Annotated in this window: 10 protein-coding genes and 2 pseudogenes; 9 read left to right on the top strand and 3 right to left on the bottom strand. The window is 73.2% G+C overall.

All coding sequences use genetic code 11. The features are described from left to right. The first annotated feature begins 24 nt into the window (after positions 1-24). The 3 genes and pseudogenes from ACIRRU_RS25560 to ACIRRU_RS25550 all read left to right on the top strand — a co-directional run bounded on the left by ACIRRU_RS25560 (position 25) and on the right by ACIRRU_RS25550 (position 2,639). A complete protein-coding gene (locus tag ACIRRU_RS25560; RefSeq protein ID WP_403684218.1) occupies positions 25-948 on the top strand; it encodes an SDR family oxidoreductase in 924 nt (307 codons plus the stop codon). A 206-nt stretch (positions 949-1,154) separates the two neighbouring features. Continuing rightward, a pseudogene (locus tag ACIRRU_RS25555) lies at positions 1,155-1,607 on the top strand (VOC family protein); the annotation flags it as partial. A 453-nt stretch (positions 1,608-2,060) separates the two neighbouring features. Beyond that, positions 2,061-2,639, top strand: a complete 579-nt coding sequence (locus ACIRRU_RS25550; protein ID WP_403684265.1) for a GNAT family N-acetyltransferase — start codon at positions 2,061-2,063, stop codon at positions 2,637-2,639. On the opposite strand, the gene ACIRRU_RS25545 is transcribed toward ACIRRU_RS25550, so the two are convergent. Next, the gene (locus ACIRRU_RS25545; protein WP_403684217.1) at positions 2,605-3,390 is read right to left on the bottom strand and encodes an ankyrin repeat domain-containing protein; all 786 of its coding nucleotides are present in this window, start codon (positions 3,388-3,390) and stop codon (positions 2,605-2,607) included. The genes ACIRRU_RS25550 and ACIRRU_RS25545 overlap by 35 nt on opposite strands. A gap of 30 nt (positions 3,391-3,420) precedes the next feature. Beyond that, positions 3,421-4,326, bottom strand: a complete 906-nt coding sequence (locus tag ACIRRU_RS25540) for a hypothetical protein (protein WP_403684215.1) — start codon at positions 4,324-4,326, stop codon at positions 3,421-3,423. A gap of 654 nt (positions 4,327-4,980) precedes the next feature. Here ACIRRU_RS25540 and ACIRRU_RS25535 point away from each other — a divergent pair. From ACIRRU_RS25535 to ACIRRU_RS25525, 3 genes are all read left to right on the top strand, one after another. Next, positions 4,981-6,252: a hypothetical protein gene (locus tag ACIRRU_RS25535; RefSeq protein ID WP_403684213.1), complete on the top strand. Its 1,272-nt coding sequence runs from the start codon at positions 4,981-4,983 to the stop codon at positions 6,250-6,252. 65 nt (positions 6,253-6,317) lie between these two features. After that, entirely contained in the window at positions 6,318-6,746 is a 429-nt protein-coding gene (locus tag ACIRRU_RS25530; RefSeq protein ID WP_403684212.1) for a hypothetical protein, read from the top strand. Positions 6,747-7,242: 496 nt separating this feature from the next. Then, entirely contained in the window at positions 7,243-8,022 is a 780-nt protein-coding gene (locus ACIRRU_RS25525; RefSeq protein WP_363203176.1) for a serine protease, read from the top strand. Positions 8,023-8,062: 40 nt separating this feature from the next. Here ACIRRU_RS25525 and ACIRRU_RS25520 read toward each other — a convergent pair whose 3' ends face one another. After that, entirely contained in the window at positions 8,063-9,970 is a 1,908-nt protein-coding gene (locus ACIRRU_RS25520) for a beta-galactosidase family protein (protein WP_403684210.1), read from the bottom strand. A 148-nt stretch (positions 9,971-10,118) separates the two neighbouring features. Between ACIRRU_RS25520 and ACIRRU_RS25515 the strand changes: the two genes are divergently transcribed. The 3 genes and pseudogenes from ACIRRU_RS25515 (at position 10,119) to pepN (ending at position 14,391) form a co-directional block, all read left to right on the top strand. Beyond that, the gene (locus ACIRRU_RS25515; protein WP_363203178.1) at positions 10,119-10,997 is read left to right on the top strand and encodes an AraC family transcriptional regulator; all 879 of its coding nucleotides are present in this window, start codon (positions 10,119-10,121) and stop codon (positions 10,995-10,997) included. 45 nt (positions 10,998-11,042) lie between these two features. After that, positions 11,043-11,375, top strand: a pseudogene (locus tag ACIRRU_RS25510) (chorismate mutase); the annotation flags it as partial. Between the two features lie 370 nt (positions 11,376-11,745). After that, positions 11,746-14,391: an aminopeptidase N gene (gene pepN / locus ACIRRU_RS25505; protein ID WP_403684208.1), complete on the top strand. Its 2,646-nt coding sequence runs from the start codon at positions 11,746-11,748 to the stop codon at positions 14,389-14,391. The last annotated feature ends 309 nt before the right edge of the window (positions 14,392-14,700 follow it).

Below are 14,700 nucleotides of genomic sequence, written 5' to 3'. Positions count from 1 at the left end.
AGGCCCACGCGAACGGGAGATGAGATGACCACACCCCCCACCGGCCTCTGCGCGGACCGGGTCGTCGCCGTCACCGGAGCCGGGCGCGGGCTCGGCCGGGCCCACGCGCTCGCCTTCGCCGCCGAGGGCGCCCGGGTCGTCGTCAACGACCTGGGCGTCGGACCGGACGGGGACGGCACCTCCACCGCGCCGGCCCGCCGGGTGGTGGAGGAGATCCTCGCGGCGGGCGGCGAGGCGGTCGTCCACGACGGGGACATCACGACCCCCGGGGGTGCCGCCTCCCTGGTCACCACCGCCCTGGACGCCTACGGCCGGCTCGACACCCTGGTCAACAACGCGGGCTTCCTGCGGGACCGGATGCTCGTCAACCTGGACGAGGACGACTGGGACGCGGTGACACGCGTCCACCTCAAGGGCCACTTCCTGCCCCTCAAGCACGCCGCCGCCCACTGGCGGACCGAGACGAAGGCGGGCCGCCCGCCGGTCGCCCGCGTGATCAACACCAGCTCCGGGGCCGGTCTCCACGGCAGCGTGGGCCAGGGGAACTACGCGACCGCCAAGGCGGGGATCGCCGCCCTCACCCTGGTCGCGGCCGCCGAACTGGGGCGGTACGGGGTCCACGTCAACGCCCTCGCCCCGGCCGCCCGGACCCGGATGACCGAGCACACCTTCGCCGAGGCGATGGCGGCCCCGGGGGAGGGGGCGTTCGACGCGATGGCCCCCGAGAACGTCTCACCCCTCGTGGTCTGGCTCGGCTCCGCCGCCAGCGAGGGCGTGACCGGCCGCGTTTTCGAGGCCGAGGCGGGCCGCATCACCGTGATGGAGGGCTGGCGCCCCGGCCCCACCGACGACCGGGGCGCGCGCAGGTCCCCGGCGGACGCGGGCGAGACGGCCCGCCGCCTGCTGGCGGCCGCGGAGCAGCCGCGGCCGGTGTACGGGGCGCGGTAGCCGGGGCCGTGGGCGGACCGCGCGGCCGGAGCCGGTCGGCGGACCCGCGACCGGATCCCGTGAGCGCGGCCGCCCGCCCGCGGGTGCCTCGCGCGGTGCTCTCGTATGGCGTTCTCGCGCGGTGCTCCCGTGCGGTCCCGGGGCGTTATCGAGTTGCGGAGGCGCCCGGTGCCCGGTATCCAGCTCAGGACACCGAGGAGCGCACGATGACGCGGCACGGCCCCCTGAACGAGTTCTGCTGGATGGATCTGCGGACCCACGACCCGTCCGGCACCGCCGCCTTCTTCTCCGCCGTACTGGGCTGGCACGTCGTCGAGGCGGAGGCCGGAGACGTGGGCGGGGTCCTGGACGAAAGCCGTGGCGAGGTCGGTGGGCGGGACGGGGGCGACGGCCGGGGCGAGGCCGACGGGCGCCGGGCTCTCACGGTCTTCGCCGGGGGCGATCCGCTCGGCGGGGTCACCGGTTTCGTGCGGCAGGCCGGTGGTGGGGGTCCCCGGCAGGCCGGCCCGCCGGAGACCCCCGCCCATGTCGTCTACTACCTGGCGGTCGACGACGTGGACCACCGGGCGGCCGAGGCGGCCGCGAACGGGGCGCACGTCCTGCTGCCGCCCGTCGACGCGGGGGACCGGGGCCGGATCGCCGCCCTGACCGACCCGACGGGTGCGGCTCTCCGCCTCTGGCGGCCCCGGGGGTTCGCCGGCTGGCCGGTGCGGGCCCCGGACGGGGGCCCCACCCATCGCATGGTCCTGGCCTGCCAAGACCCGGAGCGGGCCCGGCAGTTCTACACCCGGACCTTCGGCGCACCGCCGAGCCGGGCCGAGTTCCGCGAGGCTCCCACCGCCGCCGTGCCGCAGTGGGAGCTGGCCCTGGCGGTGGACGACGCCGACGGCGTCGCCGCACGGGCTCGCGCCCTCGGCGGCGCGTTCACCGACGGCCCCGAGGGCCTGGCCCGGCTGCGGAGCCCGGAGGGGCTGACCTTCCGCGTCCGGACCGGGACGCCGGAGGTTGCTCCGGTCTCCCCGGTCGCATCGGTCCTCGTCGCCCCGACGTCCCCGTCCCCGGACGCCCCGAGCCCGTCGGGCTCCCCGGCCTCACCGGTTCCCCCGGCCTCCCTGACCTCACCGGTTCCGCCGGTCCTCCTGGAGACCGCCCGGCTGGTGCTGCGCCCCTTCACGGACGCCGACGCCCCCGCCCTGCTCGCGCTCGACAACGATCCCGAGGTGATGCGGTACATCAACGGCGGCCGCCCGGTCACCGCCGAGGAGATCCGCGAGCGGACCCTGCCGCGGCTCCTCCACGACCACCCGTGCACCGGGACGCGCGGGTTCTGGGCCGCGCGGGAGAAGGCGACCGGCGCCTTCCTCGGCTGGTTCGAACTCCGCCCCCTGGCCGAGGACGACCCCTCCGTGGTGGAACTCGGCTACCGGCTGGCCAGGGCCGCCTGGGGGCGTGGTTACGCCTCCGAGGGCGCGCGGGCCCTGGTCCGCAAGGGGTTCACCGACCTCGGGGCCCGGCGGGTGACCGCCACCACCATGGCCGTCAACACGGCGTCGCGGCGGGTGATGGAGAAGGCCGGGCTGACCTTCCTCCGCGCCTACGCCGAGGACTGGCCGGACACCATCGAGGGGTCCGAACACGGCGAGGTGGAGTACGTCCTCACCCGGGAGCGGTGGGAGGCGCGCCAGGCGTGAGCCCGTGGAGCAGCGCCGCGATCTCCGCGTGTCCGGTGTGCTGGTCCGCCCCCGCCGACGGCACCCCGTCCCGCAGCAGTTCGACCGTCACCGTCTCCTCGCCGTCCCGCCCCTCGCGCCGCACCACCGCGTCCAGCCCCGGGCCGTACGCCTCCTCCAGCCGACCCAGCAGCTCCCGCTCCGGGTCGAGGGCGGCCAGCCGCAGTGCCTCGGCCAGCGCGCGGGCCACCACGTCCGCCTGGCCCGGTATCGCCCCCGCGCCGTGCGCGAGCAGCGCCCGTACCGTCCGCGCCGACCCGCGCCGCGCCGCCAGGACCAGCATCGGCTCCCCCTCGGGGCCGGGCAGCAGCGGGTCGGCGCCCCCGGCGAGCAGCGCCTCGACCGTCGGGGCGTGCCCCAGGCCCACCGCCCAGCGCAGCGCCGTGAACCCGAACTCCTCGCGCAGGTCCGGCCGCGCCCCGGCGGACAGCAGCGCCCGGACCACCTCGGTGTGGCCGCCGCACGCCGCCCCGCACAGGGGCAGGTCTCCCGCCTCGGGGCCGCTCGCCCGGTCCGGGTCGGCACCCGCCGCGAGCAGCAGCCTGACCGCTCCCGGCCGGTCGAGGACCGTGGCCAGATACAGCGCCGTCGTCCCCTCCTCGTCGCTCGACTCGGCGCGCGCGCCCGCGCGCAGCGCCCGTACGACAGCGTTCTCGTCCTCGTGGAGCGCGTCGAACAGGCTTGGTTCGTCCCTGATCGGCTCGTTCGTCATGCTTCGACCCTACGGTGGCCGAAACCGTTCCTACGTGTCGCACTCCAGGCGGGTGCGGCACAGTCCGCACCGCGCGGCGACCCGGCCCCGGACGGGGAGCCGGACGCGCTGGTGGCAGGTGGGGCAGGGGAAGGAGACCCGCGGCCCCGCGCCGCCGGTCTCGAAGGCGTACGGAACGCCCGGGTCCGCGACCGTGCCGGGATGGTCCTGCGCGTACCGCCGGTCCTTGGCGTAGCGCCGTCGCCCCGCCCATCCGGCCGCCGTCAGCGGGGGGCGGCGCAGGTCGTGCAGGGCCTGGTCCCGCCCTCTGGTGTAGGCGGTGTACGCCTGCGGGCTGGTGAACCACGGCGAGGGGTCCTCGTCGAAGGCCAGGGCCCGCTTGGCCAGGACGTAGCCGAACTCCTCCGGGGTGAGGTAGCCCAGCTTCTGCCGGGAGGTGGCGTCCTCCCGGAAGGCGTCCAGCAGCAGCCAGCCCGCGCCGAGGTAGGCGGTCACGGTGTCGGTCAGGATCTCGTTGGCCCGGGTGCCGGGGAACTCCAGGCCGAGCCGGTGCAGCAGGACATGGGTGATCTCGTGGGCGAGCGCCGCGCCGATGTCCCTGCGGTGGGTGCGGAAGCGGTCGTTCAGCTCGATGAAGTACTCCGGCCCCGCCGTCAGTTCGACGCTCGCCGCGTGCTCCATCGTCCGGAAGCCGACGATCATGCGGGCCTCGGGCAGCCGCAGGTGCTGGACCAGGGCACGGGCCACCCGCTGGGCGCCGAGATGGAGATCGTCGGTGTCGAGGAAAGCGGCGTCGGCGGGGACCAGACTGGTGCCGTAGCGGTGGACGCCGTCCGGAGAGAGCCGCCGGTAGAGCGCGGTGATCGCGGACCGGACCGTGTCCAGATGCGGAAAGCCGTGGACAACCGGTGTGCCCGGCGCGCTGTTGTCCCTCACGTCCGTACCCCCGTCCGCCCCGGCCGCCCGGTCCGGCCGTCCCTTCCACTGTAGGCCGGGGCGCGGGGGAGAGGCCGCGGACGCCGGGGTCGAGCACCGGCGTCGGGTCCGGTCGCCGTGTTGGGTCCGGGTCTGCGTGCGGTGTCGGGGCCGGTCTGCGGTGTCGGGCTGGGGCATCGGCTGAGACTTAACGCTCTAAGGGCTGTCCCGTCATCCCTGGTGGATCAGCGTGCGGCGTCGGATGCGGTGCATCGCAAGGCGGAGGGACGTCCGAATACTGGATGTATTCCGGCGTTCCGACAACGCGGCGCGGTGCCGTAGCTGTCGTCGTGCGCCCGCCAGGGATTGCGGGACAGCCCTTAGTTGGCCCGAGTGAGCGTTGTGATCGGCCTGCGGGAGGGGAGCGATCTCACTGAGCTGCGGTTTTCGAGGTTGGCCCGCCTGTCCGGAGCCTCGAATCAGTGGAGGCGTTCGTGGACGATGACCTGTGCCAGTCGTGTCATCGCTGTCTTCCGGAAGCGGATCAGTGGCGGGCGTCTGAGCCCCCGCTGCCCGCTGATCCTGCCGCAGGCAGCGGAACATGAAGAAGGATTTTCTGCGGATGCACGACTACCTCATCTATGGTCAACAGGAAACGGTTACAAGGGGGTTGCCATGGGCTTGATCACTTCTCTCTCCATCGAGGAATTCCTCAGCCTGCCCTTTCCGGTCCCCTCCGTCGGCGGCTACGCCGGCCTGGTCTTCTTGATCTCCCGGACGGCTGACGCACCGCTGTTGCAGGAAAGGTTTTTCAGGGAGTGGGCTGACATCCACGATGTCACCGCGCGCCACGTGGGGGTGGTCATCCCGAACCCGCGGGAGGATCTGTGGCTGGGGCAACTGGCCCGCGCGGGCAACGGGCGAGTGCAGGTCCGCGTGCGCGGAGTGCGACAGGTCGGTGGCCGGGATGGCCCCGATCCGACGAGTTCCTGGTATCCGGACGGGCTGCGTCCAGAGGCGGAGTGGCCGACTCACGTGCGCGTGCACACCGCGGCCGTGGACTTCCTGCCGGGGAGAACGGCTGACCATCAGGGCGACCTCACCCGCACCGTCAGTGACATGCAGGCATTCTTCGGGATCTCTGAGGTGCTGCTCCCGTGTGCGGTGGTGGTCTGCCTGAGCGAGCAACAGGTCATCGCCGTCGCCCTCGAGGACGACGACAGCGTGTACGGGCTACTCAAGCAGGCGAAATCCCAGGCGGAGGGTCACCTGGCCGAACTTCGGCGCTACGACGCGGATATCACGACGGCCGAAGGCGAGCTGCGGACCGCCAGGGCGCCCTTCGACTCCAACATGGCGGAGGCCCGCCGCGCCGCGACGGCGGCAATTCGCGGCGCGGATTCGGCGCGCAGGGCCTGGCACGACGAGCGGGGTGAGGCCGTAGACGTCCTGGCCCGCTTCGGCGGGACGCGGACTGACCACAACGGACAGTTGTGCCGCCGGGTAAGTGAGGTGCTGGCCAGCGAAGGACTACTCACTGACGATGACCAGGACGCAGTGCAGGAAGTCATACGTTTGTTTGATTCGCCGAACGTAGCGTTCCTCAGACTGTCGAGCAAGATCCCGCGTATTCAGGAACTCCGCGAGGAGTACCTCGAAAAGCAGCAGGCCCATCGCGAGGCCAATGGGCGATTGAATGCAGCCGAGAATGCCGCTAGGCACGCCCTGGCCTCTTTCGAGAACCGGATAGAAAGCCTCAAAACGCAACGAGCCGACGCTGTCGACGGGCCCTGGCTCGCGGCCGCCGTGGCGGCCGCGAGCCAGGGCCTCGGACTGCAGCCAGCCGGAGAGCACGGGCTACTGTCCTGGCGGTGCCTTACCTGGCCGGTCACGGTCTGGAGGCGGCCGGGGCAGAACCTGCCGGTCTTCGGCCGCGCGCGCTCATGACGGCTTCCGCCTCCCAGCCACCGGTGCCCGCAGCAGGGTTCGCATCTTTGTTAGGTGCGCAAGTTGTGGACGAACGCGCCCGGAAGGCCTCGCTCGAGCAGCGCGGGATCGCCGTCATCTCCAGTGCGGGAACCCTCGTCGCCATCGTCCTTGGATTCCTGTCCCTCACCAGCCTCGGCGACGCCGAGCACATGCCGTCGGTGGCGCTGGGCCTGCTCATCGGGGCCTTGGTCTCGCTGATCGCTGCCTCCGCGCTGGGGCTGCTCATCAATCTCCCCAGGCCTCTGCCGGTCGTGGAACTTCACGACCTGATCGGGCAGCGCGATGCCACAGTGACGCAGACCGAGTTGGCGTTCAACTGCACGCTGCTGGTGGCTCTGCGCCAGCACAACCGCGGGTGCGCGCGGTGGCTCTTCGGGGCGCTCCTGCTGGAAGTCCTGTCCCTGGCTCTGATGACAGGTAGCGCGCTGCGCATCTTGTGGCCGGCGCTGTGATCCTTCCGGTGGCCGATCGCCGGGCCGGGCGGGCATCGCGCCGCTCCGATCAGAGCGTGTGACCGATTCACCGCCCCCTGGTCGCCCCGGCCGCTCGGGGACGTACTGCCGGGCGGCCGCTGTCAGTCTGGGAGCATCCTCCAGCGCCTCCACGAGGTCGGCGGCCAGCTCGTAGGCCGGAGCCGTCTCCAGCAGGCACTTCGATCCGTCATCACGGTGCCAGGCACGGAAGAACTGCAGTGGTCGGCCGACCTGCGGGGCAACTGGAACGCTCAGTCGGGCCAGCCGCAGTGCTCAAGGTCCAACTGACGCGCTCAGTGGCTTTGGTGGCGGTGCTGCCCCCCTGGGCTTGGCCGAAAACTGCGCCTTGTGGCGCCGGTCACCCGCTCCCGATAATCGGATCGCCTTGACGGGTGCATGACGATCTCGTCGCATCGCGACGCGCCGCCGTGCCCTGTCCCGGTTCCCAGCGACCCCCCACGAAAGAAGGCAGTCAGTGAAGCAACTTCTGCGTGCGCTGAAGAGATGTTCCGTAGCCGTGGCCACCGTCGCCATCGCGGTCGTCGGCCTCCAGCCCGTCACCGCCTCGGCCGCCCCCAACCCCGTCGTCGGCGGAACCCGCGCCGCCCAGGGCGAGTTCCCCTTCATGGTCCGGCTCTCCATGGGCTGCGGCGGCGCCCTCTACGCTAAGGACATCGTCCTGACCGCCGCGCACTGCGTGAGCGGATCGGGCAACAACACCTCGATCACCGCCACCGGCGGCGTCGTCGACCTCCAGTCGTCCAACGCGGTCAAGGTCCGCTCCACCAAGGTCCTCCAGGCCCCCGGCTACAACGGCACGGGCAAGGACTGGGCGCTCATCAAGCTGGCCCAGCCCATCAACCAGCCCACCCTGAAGATCGCCACCACCACCGCCTACAACCAGGGCACCTTCACCGTCGCCGGCTGGGGCGCCAACCGCGAGGGCGGCAGCCAGCAGCGCTACCTGCTCAAGGCCGACGTCCCGTTCGTCTCCGACGCCGCCTGCCGCTCCGCCTACGGCAACGAACTGGTCGCCAACGAGGAGATCTGCGCCGGATACCCCGACACCGGTGGCGTCGACACCTGCCAGGGTGACTCCGGCGGTCCGATGTTCCGCAGGGACAACGCGGGCGAGTGGATCCAGGTCGGCATCGTCAGCTGGGGTTACGGCTGCGCCCGGCCCGGCTACCCGGGCGTCTACGCCGAGGTCTCGACCTTCGCCTCCGCCATCGCCTCCGCGGCCCGCACCCTCTGACGCCGCACACCGCCACCGCGCTCGGGCCGCCCCCGGGTGATCACGGCTGAACCACCCCGGGGGTGCCCGTCCGTACGGGTGCCCCCGGGCCCAGCTCCACGTACGCCGCCCCCGCGCCCTCCAGCTCCAGGACCCACACCTCGTTGACGCCCTCGCGGAGCACCGGCCCCGGTACGTACAGGGTGCGCTGCGGGCCCGCCGACCAGTACCGGCCCAGGCAGAAGCCGTTCACCCACACGAACCCCCGTGTCCAGCCGGGCAGTTCGAGCCCCGCGTGGTCCACGCCGCCCGCTCCCGCCCCGTCTGCCGGTCCTGCCCCGTGTGTCGCTCCCGCCCCGTCTGCCGGTCCTGCCGCCTCCGCCGGTCCTGCTTCCGCGCCCGCCACGGTGAACTCCCCCCGGAACAACCCCGTCGCGCCCACGGCAGCCGTCCCCGGCCCTTCGGGCAGCGGTCCGAACGGGACCGCCGCCACCGCGGCCGCGTCGTCGAAGGCGTCCAGCCGCAGCCCCCGGGCCCGTACCCCGTGCAGATACTGCCGCTCGTGCAGTACCCCGCCGGTGACGCCCTTCGGCTCGGCCAGCCGCGGCCCGTAGTTGACCCGGCCCAGCGACTCCACCCACAGCTCGACCTCCGCCGGACCCGACACCGGCTCCGGCAGCGTCCCGCTCTCCTCGGTCAGCACCCCCGCCCGCACCCCGTCCACGTAGACCACCGCCCGGTCCCGCAGCCCCGACACCCCCAGCGGATACGCCTGGCGCGGCCCCGGCACCGCCACCCGGTAGCGCACCAGCCCCCGGTCCACCCCCAGCTCCTCGAACGTCGGCGCCACCCCCGACTCCGGCGACTCCGGATCACCCAGCGCCTCCAGCACCTCCCCGAGCCCGGCCCACCCGGTCAGCTCCGCCCGCACCGGCCCCGCCAGCCCCCTCGGCTCCGGTGGCGGCGCGGGCAACGGACCCTGCGCGTAATCCGCCAGGACCTTCCGGAACAGGTGGAACTTCTCCGTGGCCCGCCCGTACTCGTCGACCGGCGCGTCGTAGTCGTAGGAGGTCACCGTCGCCTCGAACGCCCTGTCCTGGAGGGGACCCGAGCGGTTCGCCCCCGCCCACCCCCCGAAACTCGTCCCCCCGTGCGCCATGTAGACGTTCACCGACGCCCCGCACTCCAGGATCTCCCGCAACGCCCCCGCCGCCTCCAGCGGATCACGCACCACCGGCTCGGCCCCCCAGTGGTCGAACCAGCCGCACCAGAACTCCATGCACATCAGCGGCCCCCGGGGCTGGTGACGCCGCAGCACCTCGAAGCTCTCCCGCGCCCCCGAACCGAAGTTGACCGTCGCCAGCAGCCCCGGCACCGACCCCCCGGTCAGCATGTGATCCTCCGGGCCGTCCGAGGTGAACAGCGCCACCGTCACCCCGCACTCCCGCAGCAGCCCCGCCAGCCACTCCAGATAGACCGCGTCGGTGCCGTAGCTCCCGTACTCGTTCTCCACCTGCACCAGCACCACCGGACCGCCGCGGCCGATCTGCCGCTCCACCACCTGCGGCAGCAGCTCCCGGAACCACCGATCCACCGCCGCCCGGTACTCCCCGTCCCGGGTCCGCACCCGCCGCCCGAACCGCCCCGTCACCCAGGCCGGCAACCCGCCGTTCTCCCACTCGGCGCAGATGTACGGGCCCGGCCGCACGATCGCCCACAGCCCGGCCCGCTCCACCGCGTCCAGGAACCGGCCGAGCGCCGCCACGTCCCGGTAGTCGCCCTCGCGGGGCTCGTGGAGATTCCACGGGACGTACGTCTCCACGCAGTTCAGGCCCATCGCCGCGAGCATCGCCAGCCGGTGGTCCCACTGCCCCTCGTGCACCCGGGCGTAGTGCAGGGCGCCCGACAGCAGCCGTACCGGCCTCCCGTCGAGCCGGAAGTGGTCGTCGTCCACGGTGAAGTCGGACATCGGGTACGTACGCTCCTGTGCTCGGCCGCGCCCGGCGGCCCCCGGGCGGATTGGTCCGACCACTCTCACCTCTGGCGCACGCCCGGTCCATGGACAAAGATCGCTGCTGGTTGGACGCAGCGATGCACCCCGGGAGAGGAAGGCCGCGATGTACCACACCTGGATGCGCTTCTTCACCCCCAGCCCGCTCCACCACCGCCTCGGCCTCGCCTGCCTCGGCGTCGGCCTCCAGCACGGCGCGCTGCCCACCGTCGGACCCCGCACCCTGGACCACCACGTCGCCGTGATCGTCAACTCCGGCACCGGCTGGTTCAAGGGACCCGACGGCCGCCGCACCCCCGTCACCGGCCCCAGCCTGATCTGGCTGACCCCCGGCACCCCCCACCACTACGGCGCCGACCCCGGCGCCGGCTGGGACGAGAGCTTCGTCGACTTCACCGGCCCCGCCACCGCCACCTACACCGAACTCGGCTACATCGAGCCCGACCGCCCCCTCGTCCCCCTCACCGACACCGCCGCCCCCCGCGCCGCCGTCGGCCGTATCGTGCGCGCCGCCCGGCGCGGCAACCCCCTCCTGGAGGTCGAGACCGGGGCCGCCGTCCACGAACTCCTGGTCTCCCTGCGCCGTGCCCGCGCTGACATCGGGCGCGACGGCGACCCGGTGCTCCAGGCGCTGGCCCGCGACGCCTTCCAGCCGCTCACCGTCGCCGAGCACGCCGCCCGGCACGGCATGACCCCCGCCGAACTGCGCACCGCCGTACGGCGCGGAGCCGGGTGCAGCCCCAAGGACTACCTGCTCGGCATCCGCCTCGGCCGGGCCAAGGAACTCCTCGCCGCCACCGACCTCCCGGTCGCCGCCGTCGCCCGCCGGGTCGGCTACGACGACCCGGCCTACTTCTCCCGCCTCTTCGCCCGCCGGGTCGGGACCGCCCCCGTCCGCTTCCGTGAACAGCAGGGCCGCAGCGTGCCCGGCGGCTGGAGCGACCGGGTGCCCGACCCGGACGACCCGCCCACGATCGGGTCCTGAGGGCGGGCGTCCGGCGTCCTCCGCGAGGCCCTAAGCTCGCTGACCATGAGCACGAGCGAGATCGACGCGTCCGTCCAGGCGGAACTGAACCGGCTGCGCGAGAGCATCGACAACATCGACGCGGCCGTCGTCCACATGCTGGCCGAGCGCTTCAAGGCCACCCAGCAGGTCGGCCGTCTCAAGGCCGACCACCGGCTGCCCCCCGCCGACCCCGCCCGCGAGACCCGCCAGATCGCCCGGCTCCGGCACCTGGCGCAGAGCGCCAACCTGGACCCGGCCTTCGCCGAGAAGCTGCTGACCTTCATCATCGCCGAGGTGATCCGCCACCACGAGCGCATCGCGGACGAGACGGAGAACGTCGGGACGCAGGACGCCGGGGCGCGAGACGGCGGGGCGGAGAACGAGCGGGCGGCGGGCGACGAGCGGGCGACGGGGGACCGGGCGGGCGAGGAGCGGGCGACGGACGGCTGAGCGCCGCCACCACCGTCCTCGCGGCTGCCATCCCCCGTGGCCGCCGCTCCCGGCCACCGTCCTCGCGGCCGCCACCCCCGGCCACTGTCCCCTGGCGTCCCCTGGCCGCCTCTACGCCACCGCCTCGTGGCCGCCGCTCCTGGCCGCCGGTGCTTCGCCCGCGTTCCCGGGGCAACCGGAACCGGACGCCACGGCTCCGCCCGGCCGTCCCGCCCCACGCGTCCGCCGAGGGAGAACCCGCCTGCGCCCGCTGTCCCCCGTACGGCAGCATGGGTCCATGTCCGTACTGACGCGCGACGAAGCGCAGACCCGAGCCCGGTTCCTCGACGTGGAGCGGTACACGATCGCCCTCGACCTCACGACGGGTGCGGAGACCTTCGACTCCCGTACCGTCATCCGGTTCACCGCCCACGCGGCCGGAGACACCTTCGTCGAGGTCAAGCCCGCCACCCTGCGCTCGGTCAGTCTCGACGGACAGCCCCTGGACCCCGCCCTCCTCGACGGCAACCGCTACCCCCTCACCGGCCTCGCCGCGGGCCCCCACGAACTGCGCGTCGACGCCGCCATGCACTACTCGCGCACCGGCGAGGGCATGCACCGCTTCACCGACCCCACGGACGGCGAGACCTACCTCTACACCCAACTGTTCATGGAGGACGTCCAGCGGGTCTTCGCCGCCTTCGACCAGCCCGACCTGAAGTCCGTCTTCGCCATCGACGTCACCGCCCCCGAGGGCTGGAGCGTCCTCGGCAACGGCATCGCCGAGCACACGGGGGAGGGCCACTGGACCATCGCCCCCACCCCGCTCGTCTCCACCTACCTCGTCGCCGTCGCCGCGGGCCCCTGGCACTCGGTCACCACCGAGCACGCCGGACTGCCCTTCGGCATCCACTGCCGCCGCTCCCTCGCCCCGTACCTGGACGCCGACGCCGACGAGATCCTCGGCATCACCCGCGCCTGCTACGACCGCTACCACGAGAAGTTCGACGAGCCCTACCCGTTCGACTCCTACGACCAGGCCTTCGTCCCCGAGTTCAACGCCGGTGCCATGGAGAACCCCGGACTGGTCACCTTCCGCGACGAGTTCGTCTACCGCTCCGCCGTCACCGACACCGAGCGCCAGACCCGCGCCATGGTGATCGCCCACGAGATGGCCCACATGTGGTTCGGCGACCTCGTGACGCTGACCTGGTGGGACGACATCTGGCTGAACGAGTCCTTCGCCGAGTACATGGGCTACCAGACCCTCACCGAGATCGCCCTTCCCCAGGCTCTCCATTCCGTCGCAGCGGGGCAGACCCCGTTCCCCGACACCTGGGTCGACTTCGGCGTCGCCCGCAAGGGCTGGGGCTACGACGCCGACCAGCGGCCCTCCACCCACCCCGTGGCACCCGACCCGGACGCCGTCCCCGACACCGCCTCCGCGCTCCTCAACTTCGACGGCATCAGCTACGCCAAGGGCGCCTCCGCGCTCCGCCAACTCGTCGCCTGGCTCGGTGAGAAGGACTTCCTCGCGGGCATCAACGCCCATTTCGCCCGGCACAAGTTCGGCAACGCGACCCTCACCGACTTCATCGACAACCTGGCCTCCGCCACCGACCGGGACGTCCACGCCTGGGCCGAACAGTGGCTCCGCACCACCGGCATCGACACCCTCACCGCCGTGGTCACCGAACCCGCCGCACACGCCCGGAGCCAGACCCAGACCCAGCCTCAGGGCACCGGCCACGCCCAGGGCGAGGACACCGGCCAGACCCCGGCCCAGAGCAACGGCCAGTCGTGGTGCCTGACGGTCACCCGCGACGGCAGCCGACCGCACCGCGTCGCCGTCGCCGCCTTCGACCACGCCCTGGGCGCCGAGACGGGCCCCGGCCTCCTCACCCTCCGCGACCGCTTCGAGACCGACGTACCGGGCGACGGCACACCCACGGTCCGTCCCGGTCGCCGCCCCGCCCTCGTCGTCCTCAACGACGGCGACCTCACCTACGCCAAGGTCCGGCTCGACGGCGCCTCCTGGGACACCGCGCTCACCAGCCTCTCCGCCATCCCCGACCCGCTGACCAGGGCCGTCCTCTGGAACACCGCCCGCGACATGGTCCGCGACGGCGAACTGGCCCCCGCCACCTACCTCACGACCGCCCGCACCCACCTCCCGTACGAGACCGACCTCGCGCTCGTCCAGGGCGTCCTGTCCTTCGCCGCCGGGCAGATCACCGACCGCTACACCGCCCCCGAGGACCGCCCGCGCGCCCTCGCCACCCTCGCCGGCCTCTGCCGTGACCTCATCCGCCGCACCGAGGACGGCTCCCACCCCGGCCTCCGCCTCATCGCCGTACGCCACTTCATCGACGCCGCTACCCAGCCCGACACCCTCCAGAGCTGGCTGGAGGACGGCACCGTCCACGGCGGCCCGGAACTCGACCCCGAGCTGCGCTGGCGCATCCTCACCCGCCTCGCCGTCCTCGGCGCCACCGACGAGACCGCCATCGACGCCGAACTCGCCGCGGACCCCAGCGCCACCGGCCGCGAAGGCGCCGCCCGCTGCCGTGCCGCCCTGCCCACCCCCGAGGCCAAAGCCACCGCCTGGGACACCCTGTTCACCGACGACACCCTGTCCAACTACCTCTTCACCGCCACCGCCCAGGGCTTCTGGCAGCCCGGCCAGGACGAACTGCTCGCCGCCTACGTGCCCCGCTTCTACCCCGACGCCACCGCCCTCGCCGCCCGCCGCGGCCCCGCCATCGCCGAGGCCGCCGGACGCTACGCCTTCCCCGCTTACGCCGTCGACGCCCAGAGCCTCGCCATCGGCACCCGCGCCCTGGAGGACCCCGACCTCATCCCCGCCCTGCGCCGCAAGCTCGTCGACCAGCTCGACGACCTGCGCCGCGCCCTGGCCGTACGGACGGCGTCAGCCACCGACTGACCTACGGGGAGGCCGGCCACCGACCGGCCTCCCCAGCACCCAGCAGGCCTCGGCCCGGCCCGGCCCCGGCCTCGGCCCGGAGGATCGCCGCCCGGGCCACCGCCAGCCGCCCGTATACCGGCCGTCCGCGGACCTGCCGTCCGTAGACCGGTTGCCCGCCTGGATCGGTTGCCCGTAAACCGGCCGCCCGCGGACCGGCTGCCCGTAGACCGCCCGACCGCCGGACCGTAGACCTGCCAGCGGCTCTGCCCGGCCGCCCGGCTGCACGACCGCCGGGCCGCCCGACCGCCCGGCCGCCCGACCGCCGGA

The sequence above is a fragment of the Streptomyces sp. NPDC101181 genome (genome assembly GCF_044767975.1).
In the GTDB taxonomy this organism is placed as follows: domain Bacteria; phylum Actinomycetota; class Actinomycetes; order Streptomycetales; family Streptomycetaceae; genus Streptomyces.
Note: the sequence above shows the minus strand (reverse complement) of the source record. Positions and strands in the feature narration are given on the sequence as shown.

Excerpts from the sequence above, each read along its gene's own strand:
- ACIRRU_RS25545 (WP_403684217.1), bottom strand. The coding sequence starts at position 3,390 with ATGACGAACGAGCCGATCAGGGACGAACCAAGCCTGTTCGACGCGCTC.
- ACIRRU_RS25535 (WP_403684213.1), top strand. The coding sequence starts at position 4,981 with ATGGGCTTGATCACTTCTCTCTCCATCGAGGAATTCCTCAGCCTGCCC.
- ACIRRU_RS25560 (WP_403684218.1), top strand. The coding sequence starts at position 25 with ATGACCACACCCCCCACCGGCCTCTGCGCGGACCGGGTCGTCGCCGTC.
- ACIRRU_RS25520 (WP_403684210.1), bottom strand. The coding sequence starts at position 9,970 with ATGTCCGACTTCACCGTGGACGACGACCACTTCCGGCTCGACGGGAGG.
- ACIRRU_RS25515 (WP_363203178.1), top strand. The coding sequence starts at position 10,119 with ATGTACCACACCTGGATGCGCTTCTTCACCCCCAGCCCGCTCCACCAC.
- pepN (WP_403684208.1), top strand. The coding sequence starts at position 11,746 with ATGTCCGTACTGACGCGCGACGAAGCGCAGACCCGAGCCCGGTTCCTC.